This is a genomic window from Candidatus Paracaedibacter symbiosus (assembly GCF_000757605.1).
Classification (GTDB): domain Bacteria; phylum Pseudomonadota; class Alphaproteobacteria; order Paracaedibacterales; family Paracaedibacteraceae; genus Paracaedibacter_A; species Paracaedibacter_A symbiosus.
The window spans coordinates 1-12,443 of the sequence record NZ_JQAK01000010.1 but is presented as its reverse complement, the minus strand read 5'-3'; the positions used below and the strand labels follow the sequence as shown (position 1 = coordinate 12,443).

At 36.1% G+C, this 12,443-nt stretch carries 15 protein-coding genes and 2 pseudogenes; 12 read left to right on the top strand and 5 right to left on the bottom strand.

Going from position 1 to position 12,443, the window contains the following annotated elements; translation table 11 throughout:
• Nucleotides 1–522 precede the first annotated feature (522 nt).
• Nucleotides 523–657 (bottom strand): annotated as a pseudogene (locus IG80_RS14395) (IS3 family transposase); the annotation flags it as partial.
• A 147-nt stretch (nt 658–804) separates the two neighbouring features.
• Between IG80_RS14395 and IG80_RS12840 the strand changes: the two are divergent.
• The gene (locus tag IG80_RS12840; RefSeq protein ID WP_052046405.1) at nt 805–1,335 is read left to right on the top strand and encodes a hypothetical protein; all 531 of its coding nucleotides are present in this window, start codon (nt 805–807) and stop codon (nt 1,333–1,335) included.
• Nucleotides 1,335–1,508: a hypothetical protein gene (locus IG80_RS15925; RefSeq protein WP_198027386.1), complete on the top strand. Its 174-nt coding sequence runs from the start codon at nt 1,335–1,337 to the stop codon at nt 1,506–1,508. Before IG80_RS12840 ends, IG80_RS15925 begins: the two co-directional genes overlap by 1 nt.
• A 57-nt stretch (nt 1,509–1,565) precedes the next feature.
• Here the strand turns inward: IG80_RS15925 and IG80_RS14390 are convergent, their stop codons facing one another.
• Nucleotides 1,566–2,225 carry an IS6 family transposase gene (locus IG80_RS14390; RefSeq protein WP_075553251.1) on the bottom strand — a complete coding sequence of 220 codons (660 nt, stop codon included), beginning with the start codon at nt 2,223–2,225 and terminating at the stop codon, nt 1,566–1,568.
• A gap of 1,100 nt (nt 2,226–3,325) precedes the next feature.
• Between IG80_RS14390 and IG80_RS0111190 the strand changes: the two genes are divergently transcribed.
• From IG80_RS0111190 to IG80_RS15360, 6 genes are all read left to right on the top strand, one after another.
• Complete coding sequence (locus tag IG80_RS0111190; protein ID WP_032114118.1) at nt 3,326–3,976, top strand: ParA family protein; 651 nt, start codon at nt 3,326–3,328, stop codon at nt 3,974–3,976.
• Between the two features lie 33 nt (nt 3,977–4,009).
• Nucleotides 4,010–4,282 (top strand): hypothetical protein, encoded by a 273-nt coding sequence (locus IG80_RS0111185; protein ID WP_032114117.1) that lies wholly within the window; start codon nt 4,010–4,012, stop codon nt 4,280–4,282.
• 221 nt (nt 4,283–4,503) lie between these two features.
• Complete coding sequence (locus tag IG80_RS0111180; RefSeq protein ID WP_032114116.1) at nt 4,504–4,707, top strand: ribbon-helix-helix domain-containing protein; 204 nt, start codon at nt 4,504–4,506, stop codon at nt 4,705–4,707.
• Nucleotides 4,708–5,003: 296 nt separating this feature from the next.
• Nucleotides 5,004–6,152, top strand: coding sequence for a DnaA N-terminal domain-containing protein (locus IG80_RS0111175; RefSeq protein WP_032114115.1), 1,149 nt, complete (start codon nt 5,004–5,006; stop codon nt 6,150–6,152).
• 140 nt (nt 6,153–6,292) lie between these two features.
• Nucleotides 6,293–6,565, top strand: a complete 273-nt coding sequence (locus IG80_RS15920) for a hypothetical protein (protein ID WP_052046404.1) — start codon at nt 6,293–6,295, stop codon at nt 6,563–6,565.
• A 20-nt stretch (nt 6,566–6,585) separates the two neighbouring features.
• A complete protein-coding gene (locus IG80_RS15360) occupies nt 6,586–6,816 on the top strand; it encodes a hypothetical protein (RefSeq protein WP_198027385.1) in 231 nt (76 codons plus the stop codon).
• Between the two features lie 110 nt (nt 6,817–6,926).
• On the opposite strand, the gene IG80_RS0111165 is transcribed toward IG80_RS15360, so the two are convergent.
• From IG80_RS0111165 to IG80_RS12830, 3 genes and pseudogenes are all read right to left on the bottom strand, one after another.
• Nucleotides 6,927–7,166 carry a hypothetical protein gene (locus IG80_RS0111165; RefSeq protein ID WP_032114114.1) on the bottom strand — a complete coding sequence of 80 codons (240 nt, stop codon included), beginning with the start codon at nt 7,164–7,166 and terminating at the stop codon, nt 6,927–6,929.
• Complete coding sequence (locus tag IG80_RS0111160) at nt 7,166–7,462, bottom strand: helix-turn-helix domain-containing protein (RefSeq protein WP_032114113.1); 297 nt, start codon at nt 7,460–7,462, stop codon at nt 7,166–7,168. Before IG80_RS0111160 ends, IG80_RS0111165 begins: the two co-directional genes overlap by 1 nt.
• Nucleotides 7,455–7,842, bottom strand: a pseudogene (locus tag IG80_RS12830) (type II toxin-antitoxin system RelE/ParE family toxin). Before IG80_RS12830 ends, IG80_RS0111160 begins: the two are co-directional and overlap by 8 nt.
• Nucleotides 7,843–7,991: 149 nt before the next feature.
• On the opposite strand from IG80_RS12830, the gene IG80_RS0111150 reads away from it, so the two are divergent.
• The 4 genes from IG80_RS0111150 (at nt 7,992) to IG80_RS0111135 (ending at nt 12,431) form a co-directional block, all read left to right on the top strand.
• A complete protein-coding gene (locus tag IG80_RS0111150) occupies nt 7,992–8,243 on the top strand; it encodes an IS6 family transposase (RefSeq protein WP_032114112.1) in 252 nt (83 codons plus the stop codon).
• 158 nt (nt 8,244–8,401) lie between these two features.
• Complete coding sequence (locus IG80_RS0111145) at nt 8,402–10,126, top strand: leucine-rich repeat domain-containing protein (protein WP_198027383.1); 1,725 nt, start codon at nt 8,402–8,404, stop codon at nt 10,124–10,126.
• Between the two features lie 491 nt (nt 10,127–10,617).
• A complete protein-coding gene (locus IG80_RS0111140; RefSeq protein ID WP_032114110.1) occupies nt 10,618–11,619 on the top strand; it encodes a ParA family protein in 1,002 nt (333 codons plus the stop codon).
• The gene (locus IG80_RS0111135) at nt 11,619–12,431 is read left to right on the top strand and encodes a ParB/RepB/Spo0J family partition protein (RefSeq protein WP_052046403.1); all 813 of its coding nucleotides are present in this window, start codon (nt 11,619–11,621) and stop codon (nt 12,429–12,431) included. The genes IG80_RS0111140 and IG80_RS0111135 overlap by 1 nt, the downstream gene beginning before the upstream one ends.
• Nucleotides 12,432–12,443: the final 12 nt, after the last annotated feature.

The window sequence follows — 12,443 nt, the reverse complement described above, 5'->3', positions numbered from 1 at the left end:
CCACAGCTCTTGGTATGACTTTAAATATTTCTTTAGTAGCAAAAAATTTATCTATTTAGCTTTTTACTCCTAAATTGAGCGATACTATAGTGTCTTCACGGTTTTATCAGTAAATAAACTCTATTAAAATAATAAATCGGTTACGTTGATTTGTTAACTGTATTAATTAACTTTTTTGAATTAAGTAAATACAATAATTTAAGTACCTCCCTCCCCTACTTTAACTTAAGTAAAGGAACTCCTCCTTTTCTTTACTAAGAGTAGATAGAAAATGATATACTAAATCAAAAGTGGTTTTGGACAAGATGTAGACCTTGAGATTGCAGGCTAAGGGCGACAAACCATTATTAATCTTATAGAATTTAAGATTAATAATTAAGAATACAGATAAACACATATGAGTAAATACTCATTTGATAACATGAGTATAAATTTATTTACACACAAACACACATGAGTAAACACTCAGTTGATAACGTGAGTATATACTCATTTATACTTAGCTGATCTCCCCCTGTATTTTTAGACAATGGAGATGTGAACGGCCTTACTTCTCTCAAACGTATTGGGGCTCATGTAGCCTAAATAAGAATGCAGTCTTTTACAATTGTAAAATCCCTCTATGTATTCAAAAATACTCTCCTTTGCTTCTGCTTGCTTTAACATTTATTCCTCCAGGGATTATGGTGGGGGAATTTTCATTTACCACCCTGGGTGTTCGCATTGCCTCAATAAAAATTGAACCCTGAAAGAAGTGTTGCCTCAAATAGGATTGAACCAGAGAAGGTTTAACAGGAGGCAAGAATGAAGACAAAAATTAGTTTCCAGACAAAGAATGAATTATTGAATCAAGCACGCAGCAATTATCGGCTAGCAAAAAGATTTGATAAGATCAAAATTATCAACAACATAACCGAAATAGCAGGGTATGGCAGGAAATACGCCATCATCCTTCTGAACAGAGAAAGCAAGGCGATCTCTCTCCTACCCAAATCAACTATCAGAAAAACGTTATATAATGAAGATGTAAAAAGAGCATTGATTACAGCTTGGCAAGCGGCTAACTGCATATGCGGCAAAAGGCTTGCGCCCTTTTTAAAGGATCTTGTCGCTAAGCTGGAAAAGCATGGTCATTTAAGCTTACCAAATAATGTACGGACAAAATTGTTTTCCATTAGTCCAGCAACGATTGATCGTTTATTAAGCAAAGAACGTATCCAAAATAGCAAAGGGTTAAGTACGACAAAGAGTGGCAGTCTATTAAAAAAACAAATCAAGGTTAGAACTTTTGCAGATTGGAATGAAACAACCCCTGGTTTTTTGAAGCAGATTTAGTGGCTCATTGCGGGCAAAGCATACAAGGCAGTTTTTTAAACACGCTCGTTATAACGGATATTCCTTCAGGTTGGACTGAGTTTTTACCAATCATGCAAAAAGGAGAAGCTGAAGTCTTGGCAGGGCGCCGTCAAGTTAACTTTTGTAGAGATAGTAAAGATATGTTTAATTAGACCCATTAGACGCAAATGAGCTCTTGAGCCGCCTCAGACCAGATGGTGCAGGCGGCTCTAAAAGCATCTCTTCCTTTCAGAAGCTTTTTTCAAATATCGTCCCACCTCAATAGCAAAAAGATTACGAACCTTCCCCATAAGGGCTAATGTTCTCTGCACACCCTGAGGTGATTTAAACTTAACCAAACATTTCTCTTTGCGACGCGTTGGCTGATGGGCATTTTCTACACGATTGTTTAACCCTTTATGCGATCGATGTTCAGTGCTCCGGCACATAGCTTGTATTGGTTTTCTGTAACTTTTCAATTTGTCCGTGACAATGACTCTGGGGTTAGGGTAGTTCCCCAACATCCGGCTTAAAAACCTAATTGCCGCTTTCTTATTACGGCGCCTCTGAAGAAAGACATCCAGTTCATATCCATCAGAATCGACTGCACGCCATAAAATAAACATTTCTCCATTGACCTTTACTGTCATTTCATCAATGTGCCACTTATCCGAAGGTTTCCGTTCCCGCTTTTTAATGACGTTTCTGAAATGGCTTGAGAATTTAATGCTCCAAGATCGAATTGTCTCATAATTTACAAGAATTCCTCGGTAAGCCATCTGTTCCTCAATATTTTGATAGCTATTATTAAACCGATGATAAATCCATACAGCCTGGCTAATAATAGAAATAGGAAACCGATGACGGCGGGGGGCAACCTCTAATGTCATGCTTTAAACCCTTTAAGCCTTTTCCTCATATCTAACACTCTCAAGCTTTTTTGCCTACGTTAACTTGACGATGCCAAAATAAGTATTTTATCTATGAAGGGATTTTTTAAAAAGTTATTTTAATAGTATTATTAATTAGATAGAGCCCATAACCCTAACCCTTAGGGATTAAACTATTCAGTAACCCTTATTATTTATTGCTTATGTTACTTGGCTGAATTTTAATGGGGTATTTATCTGGAAATTTATTTATTTACCTATCTCTTTTCTTTCATCACTGGCTATTTTTATTAGAGAGATATCTAGCCTGATTTGCTCAAAAGCTACATAGTAAACTATTAGTTATAAATTATAAATTATATTTTATAATTTATATTATCTTTAGCTCTTTTTTCTTAGCTATTAAAACTCCTTTGTATTTTTGCCTATTTTATTTGTCTCCCTCTGAAAAAGTATTTAAGTATAAATTAAACTGAAATTTTTACAATTAGATTAGTGGTCGTTTTTATAATATATAAATTATAATTTATAAATTATCAAGAGTACTATAAATCTTAATTTTATCTTGTTTAAAGCTTTTAAAACAAAGGTTATATATTATAAATTATAAGTTATAGGTTATAAGTTATAATATACAATAGGATTTATTATATACAAAAAATGCATGTATTTTTTCCTCACTGATCCGGCCTCACGCATGCATTTAAAATACTATAATAATCCGTAGCAACTAATTATGAATATAGGCCACATATCTATATTTGTTACAAATTATAAATTATAATTTATAAAATACGTTTAGCTACTCTAAACCATTACAAACATACTTTTATAAGAAATGTTGAAGGATATTTAATGTATAATATATTTATTTTTCCTATCCCCTAGCCTAAATAGTATATTTTTTCAGAATAATTTTTCCCTTCTAAATACAAAAGCATTGGAAATATACATATTTGTTCATAGAGGCCACCTTTTAAAAATCCCAAATAATTTTATAATTTATAAATTGTAATTTATAAATTATACTTTATTTATTGACACCTTTACTTATTAAGAATTATTATAATTTATAAATTATAATAATAGGATAATTGATAATGGGAAAAGTAATAACACTTGCAACCAGCAAAGGAGGCGCTGGTAAATCGACGCTTGCTAGAAATATTGCAGCTCATTGGTTGAATGTTGGAATGAGAGTAGCTGTTATTGATGCTGACCCACAGGGAAGCATAATAAAAAGACATGACCCGAATGGATTATTAAGCAAGCTGGTTGTAATTGCCCAACCTGAAGAAATAGTTGACTCAACTATAAATGAATTAAAAACTGATTATGACTATATTATAGTAGATACTGGAGGTTTTAGAAACAGAACAACAGTAAAAGCCTTAATATCTACTGATTTAGCTATTATCCCCCTAAAGCCTTCGGCAGACGATGTCGCGGGAGCATTAGAAACTCATAATCTAATAAAAGAAATAAATAAAACTCCAGAACGGTTGTCTAACCCTATAAGATATAAAATGATCATAACTATGAGTCAGCAAGGAACAGTGATAGCCCGCCATGTAAGGAGCGAGTTAGAACAAATTGGCTATCTTGTACTTAAAGCTGAAATGTACCATAGAGTTGCTTATCCTGAAGCAGCAATAAAAGGCCTTTCTCCATGTATAACTGACCCTGAAGGGGCAGCTGCTCGCGATATTGCGCAAATTATATCAGAGGTAGATGACTTTATAGCCAAGTAAAATACAGTACTAATTAATGGATAGAGAGTTTCCATGAGCAAAGAATTAGATTCAATTTTAAAAAATATTCCTTCTGCCACAGTTACAGGAGAACTTAAAGTAGCTAAGGAAAATACTTTTTTTTCTCAAAAAGAAGAGCATGATAGGATAGTAGCCGTCGTGCCTCGAACATTAAAAAATGAAATAAAAGAGTACATACGTAAAAACCCTGGTGAAACTGAAAAAACAGTAATACTGAAGGCGCTTAAACTCCTAGGGTTTACCATTCCTAATAATTGGTTAGTGGATAAACGGAGCTTAAGATAAAAAATATTTAAAAAATTTATATTTTATAAATTATAAAATATAAATTATAATAAATAGAATAGATCAAGCGTTGATGTATTATAAATTATAAAATATAAATTACAACATATCAAAAAACCACAGAAGCACCCAATGGATTACAAAGAAACCTAAAACAACCTATTTACACCAGGTAAAATTTAGAGTAAGTTTAATACATAATATGGACGGAAGTATTTTATATGGCGAAGAAAAAAGAAGAAACTCAAGCTTTTTCAGTAAAGATGCCAGTGTCTTTAGTAGAGGAGATAGATCAGATATGTGCCTCAAATTACATCACACGCACATCATGGCTCATTAAAGCAGCTAGAGAGCTACTAGAAAAAGAAAGAATAAACACAACAGAGGATATTTTAGCGAAGATAGCACAAAAAGAGAAAAAGTAATAAACCTCCGTTTGCAGACGGAGGTTTAAATAACAATGAGTTTACACGAAATATTGTAAACACACTTAATCATACATTGATCATATAATGAAATAGTTATATTGTCAACGTGTTTTGGTGTTTCGTGTAAATCTTAACAATTGATTTTGAAAGGTTTATACGATGTTTTTTCGTTGCGTTACTAGAAATTTATCTAGTGAAATGAATGTAGTTGGCACTATTCATGCCAACTACACAGATTTAATAAATAAATTCCCTCAAAAACTCTTTGCTCTTCTTCTCTGTGGAGAAACAGCATGACCGTCGATACCTTTGACATTGCCTTTATTAAATATAACCCCAAACTAGGGGACATATTTGGAAGAGGAGCTTCAATGTTTATAGGAGTTCTTCAATATCTCCTTAACAATCAAAACTTCGGCATTGAAAAAGAAGGAAAGAAATGGGTGTACAACACCTCTGATCAATGGGGCCAATACATTGGATATAGCTCAAGACAAGTAGAACGTATCATTTCTAAACTAAGCGACCAAGGTATTATCATTATTCAAAAGCTGAGTCGCTGCAAATCAAATAGAACAAACTATTATACTGTTGATGAAGCTAAACTAGACGCTCTACTTAAAGCAAAAGAAGCCGGTGAGACACAGACAAATTCTTTATTACTGCAACAAGAGACTCCTTTACAGGTAAATAATAAAACTTTTATTGACAAAAAGTCGGAAGCATTCCGACATGAAGGCGAATTCATTACTAAGAAAACAAACAAAGAAATTAATAGTAAATCTGACGAGGAAGCATCTTCGCTAGCAGACATTGACCAACCAAACATCCCTATCTCGAAAAGTCAAAAAGACCAAGTCGAACAAGTCAAAAATATTAAAGCTATAAGCAATAATACAAAAGCAAAATCCCCGGGATATACTCCTAATGGAAAAACATCCATTGCTCAAGAAATGCTATCTATTTGGAACAAAATCTTAGAAAAAACGCCAACAATTATGTCAAAACAGCTGGCCCCTTTGCTTGTTGCCGCTTACAAAAACAAATTTAATTCAGAGATGGAAAAGTGGGAGCATTATTGCAAGACCATAGCTTCAAGCCATTATCTAACGGGAGATACATTCACTCTTTCCCTTCTGTGGGCATTAAAATACACGACAATTGAGCGTATCAAGAATCTCGAATTTGGGGTCAAAGAAATAGACGTGGCTAGCTACTCACAAACAGATGCTATATCACATATCCAAACCTTAAATGAGGGTCAAAAGTGTAAGGAGATGAGATTGAAACTATTATCTCTCTTTGGTGAAAATGCTTATAGAAATTGGTTTTCAAGAATTAGCTTGCAAGTTATCGACAATAAAGTCTGTTTCCAAGCAGAAAACAGATTCATGCAGGACTATATTACGGCTCATTACGGCCAAGTTTTTAAGAAGTGTTGAGAATATTTTCAGACAAAAATAGGGAAAAGAAAATGTTACAAATAATTCTCAAGACTTTCTTGATACTTTTAATGAATGTTGGCAATGTCTAGCTGTTGTTGTTCATGTGCATAAACATATTTTCGTAAAGGAAAAAGTTTGTGCGCCTAGAAAATTCTAAAATTTTGCTAGAACAGGGTAAATGTTTTGTTCTTCAGCCCGAACTTATCAAAATAGTAGGTAGATCAGCAGCGATCCTGCTACAGCAAATCCATTATTGGCCTTCTTCTCAAGGTGTTGTTGGTATCCATTATCAAGAAAAGAAGTGGACCTATAATACTTATAGTGAGTTATTTAAACATAATCTTTTAGATACAAAAATAATTCATGGGGATGGCTCAACCACTGCGGCTAAAAAGGGGGAGATAATTTAGGTTATAACGGCCATAAACACATGAAAGGTGACAAAGTTGTTGCCATTTGCGATCGCAACTGCAATGTCATTGCTCCTATGATATTTGCTCCGGGTAACAGGCATGAATCCCCTCTTATCCGAGAAGCCATGAAACCCAATATCAATCCCAACAAGCGAAATAGGAAGCAGAGCAAACGTGGACGCAAGCCCCTGTTTGATCTCAAGCTTTTTAAAGAACGTTTTCGCACAATCGAGAGAATTTTTGCTTGAGAAGACAAATTCAAGCGGCTTCTTTGAGAGAATCAGCGCTCACCACTATGGAATGAAATTACGCTATGATTAGCTTGCGACACTTTTGTAACGGCTAAATTGTGATCTGATTAATAATACTCAACATAATATCCAAAACGGGTATGCTTCACCATGCTTGAAATTAGCTGTTTTTCCAAAAAATAGCAGGAAAGAAGCAGTTCCTGCGGCACAAAAATAAACTCATCTAATATTGTTACACCTTTTTGTGTTACTTCTGCCCAGAAACTAGCAATGAGTTGTATATATGTTTTATCTAGACTTATTATATTCTCACAACGACCCAATGTTAGTTGCTTATCAACAATCATTATATTTCAATGCGCCTGTCACCTTTTTCAAGGTAAATATGATAGCCACAGGCTTCAACAATATTAAGGAAATTAGTGATTTTCAAATCTTTTTGTTGGCCAGATTTAACTCTTTGGATGATTGTGGGTGATATGCCAATCTCTTCAGCAAGTCCACGTATTGTTTTATGGCTTTCCTTCATTAAGTTAGCCAACACTTCTGCAAGTACAAATTCTTTATACTCTTTCTCAGAAGATGTTCGGAACTCTATATCTTGCATTTCACGTTCGAATGTAGATAAAATTTTTTTACTCATAATATGTACCCCTTTTAATTCGTTTCTCGAAATCATCTTTATAATTTAACGCTCGTTCCTTTTCATTGGGGGGCAACTTGGGTTGCTTCTTACAAAAGGCGTTTGTTATAATTATTTTCTTTTGCTGTACAAAAAAAACACAGAAACCGATCGGGTTGAGGCTTAAATGCATAGATCTTATCGTCTTCATTATTGAATTTGGTTTTATCGATAATCTTACCAAAATCTCCCATTCGTTTAAACAATATGAGTAACTTAATTTTCTGCACTCTATCGAGCATAGTGTAATACTCTAAAACGGGGCTTTTTTCATCCTGGGTAAAAAACCATTCTATAATATATTTTTCACCTTCATAGGCTATGTATTCTCTATTGCTCATAATATAATGTATTACTTTTGTGGTACATATTCAAGTGCTTATTAAAGTAAGGTTCACAATATAAACAACCGTTTTTTTCGGTTCTGTCGCAAAATTTAGATGATGCTGTATAATGGAAATCATCTAGCTTGAGCGATAGGAGAGTATGTATGATAAGTGTCAAAGGATGTCATTTTCCAAAACACGTCATTTTAATGGACCTTCGTCGGTATGTAGCCTATCCCTTAAGCTACCGGCATGTAGAAGAATTAATGGAAGAGCGAGGGATAGAGCTTGATCACGCGACAGTAAATCGCTGGGTTGTTAAGTATTCTCTATCCCTGGAGGCTAAGTTTAGGAAATTCAAGAAGCCTTGCCTTCCTGGAAGCAATTTTATGCTCTCGCAGCATAATTATGTCTAAAGGGAACCTATAATATGCACTTTTGAAAATTTGCGACAGAACCGGAAAATCTCTTCTCTATACTCATCATGACTAGAAATGCAGAGTTCTCCCTATCGATCGTCCTTATGGGGGTGGGGGCAGTAATAAATAAAAAACACTATTTATATATTATTGAAATGAAGAATTACAATTACACAAGAGAAAACGTTATGGGGAATAACTATAAGAAAATTAGGGGTTTATTGTTGCTAAGCGCCATAAATTTTTGTTGGCAGAGCACAGCTTTGGCTATGGATAAACCCAATCCTATGGGTAAAATAGCAGCCGACCTTGAAGATTGCGGCCAGCAAAGGCAACCGTTTCTAACGAGGCAAAGGGTAGGGGACGATACATTACCTGAGAGTCTAGCAGTAGAGGCTTTGGTGGTCGATCATGGAATACAACCATTGCTTGCCATAGAGCCTCCTAATAACCCCCCACGCTCTAACTTTGCTGAAAGTGCCGTCAATACTACCGGAGATAACCCTTTTGAATGGCTTCCATTAGAAGTAAATTATCACATTTTTCAATTTTTAGATTCGAACTCAGCCAAACAAGCCGCATTGGTATCTCATGCTTTTAATAGTTTGGAAAATCTAACAAGAAGACATTTAAGGGTTAATGATTCCATCACAGATGAGAAGCTCATAAAACTTGTAACGAAGTACGAACACCTGACTTCACTAAATCTGTGGGGGTGTGAAAAGGTCACGGATGCAGCCCTCATCAAGGTGGCTGAGAGTTGCTCGAACTTGGCGTCACTGACTCTGATGGAGTGTGAACATATCACGGATGCAGCCCTCATCAAGGTGGCTGAGAAGTGTCGGAACCTAACTTCACTGAATCTGAGGTGGTGCCAACATATCACGGATGCAGCCCTCATCAAGGTGGTTGAGAGTTGCTCAAATCTGACTTCACTGGATCTTGGGTGGTGTCGACAGATCACGGATACAGCCATCATCAAGCTAGCGCAGAAGTGTCCGAACCTGACTTCACTGGATCTTGGGTGGTGTGGACTGATCACGGATGCAGCCCTCATTAAGGTGGCTGAGAAGTGTCCGAACCTGACTTCACTAAATCTGTGGGGGTGTGAAAAGGTCACGGATGCAGCCCTCATCAAGGTGGCTGAGAGTTGCTCGAACTTGGCGTCACTGACTCTGATGGGGTGTAAACAGATCACGGATGCAGCCCTCATCAAGGTGGCTGAGAAGTGTCGGAACCTGACATCGCTGGATCTGGGGGGGTGTGAACATATCACGGATGCAGCCCTCATTAAGGTGGCTGAGAAGTGTCCGAACTTGGCATCACTGAATCTAGGGTGGTGCCAACAGATCACGGATGTAGCCCTCATTAAGGTGGCTGAGAGTTGCTCGAATCTGACATCGCTGAATCTGTGGGGGTGTGAACTGATCACGGATGCAGCCCTCATCAAGGTGGCTGAGAAGTGTCGGAACCTAACTTCACTGGATCTGGGGGGGTGTGAACTGATCACGGATGCAGCCCTCATCAAGGTGGCTGAGAAGTGTCGGAACCTGACATCGCTGGATCTGGGGGGGTGTAAACATATCACGGATACAGCCCTCATCAAGGTGGCTGAGAAGTGTCCGAACTTGGCATCACTGAATCTGAGGTGGTGCCAACATATCACGGATGTAGCCCCCATCAAGTTGGCTGAGAGTTGCTCGAATCTGACTTCACTGGATCTGGGGGGGTGTGAACTGATCACGGATGCAGCCCTCATCAAGGTGGCGCAGATGTGTCCGAAGCTGACCTGGCTGAGTCTACCGAAGTGTGAACATATCACGGATGCAGCCCTCATTAAGGTGGCTGAGATGTGTCTTCATCTTAAAATCGGTCGATAAGGCACTAAAAAAGCTCCAATAATATGATCTTGTAGCCATTTGATGGACAGTATAAAGAGAAACAGTTTGTTGTTTGTGCCATTGCATTTCAAAAACTGCAGGAGAGGCATATCCTAAGTTTGTCAATCAATGAGTTTGTGAAAAGATTAAACCATAACTTTATAAACTTGAGAATTAAGTTACATATCCTTTTGACAGCAAATTAGCATTTGCATTGTGTGTCATTTTTTAACTTGATTACAAGAAAAACGATCCTTTATAAGGCAGTTTTTAATCGGCTTTCAAGCATAGACCAACGCTTTTGAATTTTCTTATTGTTGGTTGCAATCGCTAAAGCCTTCTTCTGTCCCACTAAAATCACCATCTTAATATTCTATAATTTTTTAATATCATTATAAATGTGTCGCCATGCAAGCTATTTTGTTAAAATCGTTAATTTATGTTGCGTCTATCAATTTGTTGTGGTTATGTATAATTAAGATGAGGAAATTATGATAGATTATTCAAATTTTGGTACAACACAAAAAATAATTGCAAGTTTGGCAAAAGTCGGACCGCATGCTATTAGTAGATGGATTTCTAAGCATTCAGTTAAGCCCATTTTATCGCCTAAAGAAAGCTCTAGGAAGTTAAGATACTCAGTTGAAGATACAAGAAGATTTTTTAAAGATAGTAATATATCCCCTGAGCTTAACAAGAAAGATATAATTCTTAGTTTTTATAATTTTAAAGGCGGCACAGGCAAAACAAGTATTTGTTATCAAGTTTCCTCACATTTAGCCTTGATGGGATACGATGTGCTTGTTATAGATGCTGATCCTCAAGGACATTTATCAACCTCCCTTGGTTTTGATAATAACCATAATTACCCCACCCTTTCGGATGTCGTAAATGAAACAGTTTCCATTCAAGATGCAATTAGATTTGTTTATCCAGGATTGCAGTGTATTCCTTCAAACCTAGCTGTAACGCGTTTAGAAGTTTCTTTAAATGATTTGCCTAAGAGAGAAGAAAGATTCCAAATTTTAATGGAACAGCTGAAAGGTCAATACGATTTTATTATTTTTGATACTAATCCGACTATTAGCCTCCTCAATAGAAATATACTTGTTTGCTCTGACCATATTTCAATTATCTGCGAAACACAGCCATATAGTTTGAATGGTCTAAAAATATTAATGGAAGATATGATTAAATTTTATAAAGGTATGCAAATATCTCTTCCTGACATTTTAGTCGTACCCAATAAATATGAAGATCGCTCTTCCAATTGTGCCGAAGCTATGACAGTTTTGCGCCAATTTTATAGTAATTATATGATACCTGATTTTGCAATCCGTAAAAGTGAGGACATTACTACGTCAGCTAAACAATCATTACCATTGGCTTTCTTTGCACGAGCAAATTCCATCGCTTTAGAAGATATTTCTGATCTTATAACAGCACTACTACATAGGTTTGTGAAAGATAGAGATACTAAGGAGATGTCATAATGAGAAAAATAAGATATAAAGAAGCTTCTAAATCCTTAGAAAACATGAGCGTGCCGGACTTTCTTAACAATAGTCGAGCTAGCATAGGAATGGATAAATTTGCCCAAGAATTTTATTTTATTGATACTTCCAAATTAATTCCCTATAAAAACCAAGCTAGAGTCATCTTTGATGAAGATGAACTCCAAAATCTTGCGACTACTATTAAAGAACATGGGGTTAGACAACCATTAACCATTGTTAAATCTAAAATTGAGGAGGGGAAGTTTGAAGTTGTTAGTGGGGAGCGGAGATTAAGAGCTTCTAAATTAGCTGGTCTTGATAAAGTTCCTTGCATTATTATTGAAGACGCTGACAATATTGAAGAGATTGCTTTAATTGAAAATGTTCAGAGGAAAGATCTTCATCCCATGGAACTTGCTTATGGACTAAAAAGCCTTATAGACAAATTTGGGTGGGGTGGGCAGTTAGAGCTAGCTAAACGGCTAGGTATGTCTCAGTCTCGCATATCACGATGTCTAAATTTACTTAAGCTTCCTCCGAATATTCAACAACTCATTATTAAGGAAAATTATGTTGGCCGTGATAATTTGGAGGCTCTTTTAAAAATAGAAGATCCAGAGTTATTAAAGCAGAAAATTTTAGGTGATAAAGGAAATATTAAAAGTAAAATTTCTGTGGTTTCTGTGTTAAGAATGAGCTTTAACGCAGGCGAGTTAAAGGTTCAAAACGGGGCTTTTAAAAATTTAACTATATCTCAAAAAGAATTAGTGCGTGAGAAGTTGTTGCAACTTGTTGCTGAGCTTAAATAGTAGTTGGTTGGG

Bases quoted from the DNA above. Each gene is read 5' to 3' on its own strand.
- IG80_RS12840 (WP_052046405.1), top strand. From the start codon at position 805: ATGAAGACAAAAATTAGTTTCCAGACAAAGAATGAATTATTGAATCAA.
- IG80_RS14390 (WP_075553251.1), bottom strand. From the start codon at position 2,225: ATGACATTAGAGGTTGCCCCCCGCCGTCATCGGTTTCCTATTTCTATT.
- IG80_RS0111190 (WP_032114118.1), top strand. From the start codon at position 3,326: ATGGGAAAAGTAATAACACTTGCAACCAGCAAAGGAGGCGCTGGTAAA.
- IG80_RS0111185 (WP_032114117.1), top strand. From the start codon at position 4,010: ATGAGCAAAGAATTAGATTCAATTTTAAAAAATATTCCTTCTGCCACA.
- IG80_RS0111180 (WP_032114116.1), top strand. From the start codon at position 4,504: ATGGCGAAGAAAAAAGAAGAAACTCAAGCTTTTTCAGTAAAGATGCCA.
- IG80_RS0111175 (WP_032114115.1), top strand. From the start codon at position 5,004: ATGACCGTCGATACCTTTGACATTGCCTTTATTAAATATAACCCCAAA.
- IG80_RS15360 (WP_198027385.1), top strand. From the start codon at position 6,586: ATGAAAGGTGACAAAGTTGTTGCCATTTGCGATCGCAACTGCAATGTC.
- IG80_RS0111165 (WP_032114114.1), bottom strand. From the start codon at position 7,166: ATGATTGTTGATAAGCAACTAACATTGGGTCGTTGTGAGAATATAATA.
- IG80_RS0111160 (WP_032114113.1), bottom strand. From the start codon at position 7,462: ATGAGTAAAAAAATTTTATCTACATTCGAACGTGAAATGCAAGATATA.
- IG80_RS0111150 (WP_032114112.1), top strand. From the start codon at position 7,992: ATGATAAGTGTCAAAGGATGTCATTTTCCAAAACACGTCATTTTAATG.
- IG80_RS0111145 (WP_198027383.1), top strand. From the start codon at position 8,402: ATGAAGAATTACAATTACACAAGAGAAAACGTTATGGGGAATAACTAT.
- IG80_RS0111140 (WP_032114110.1), top strand. From the start codon at position 10,618: ATGATAGATTATTCAAATTTTGGTACAACACAAAAAATAATTGCAAGT.
- IG80_RS0111135 (WP_052046403.1), top strand. From the start codon at position 11,619: ATGAGAAAAATAAGATATAAAGAAGCTTCTAAATCCTTAGAAAACATG.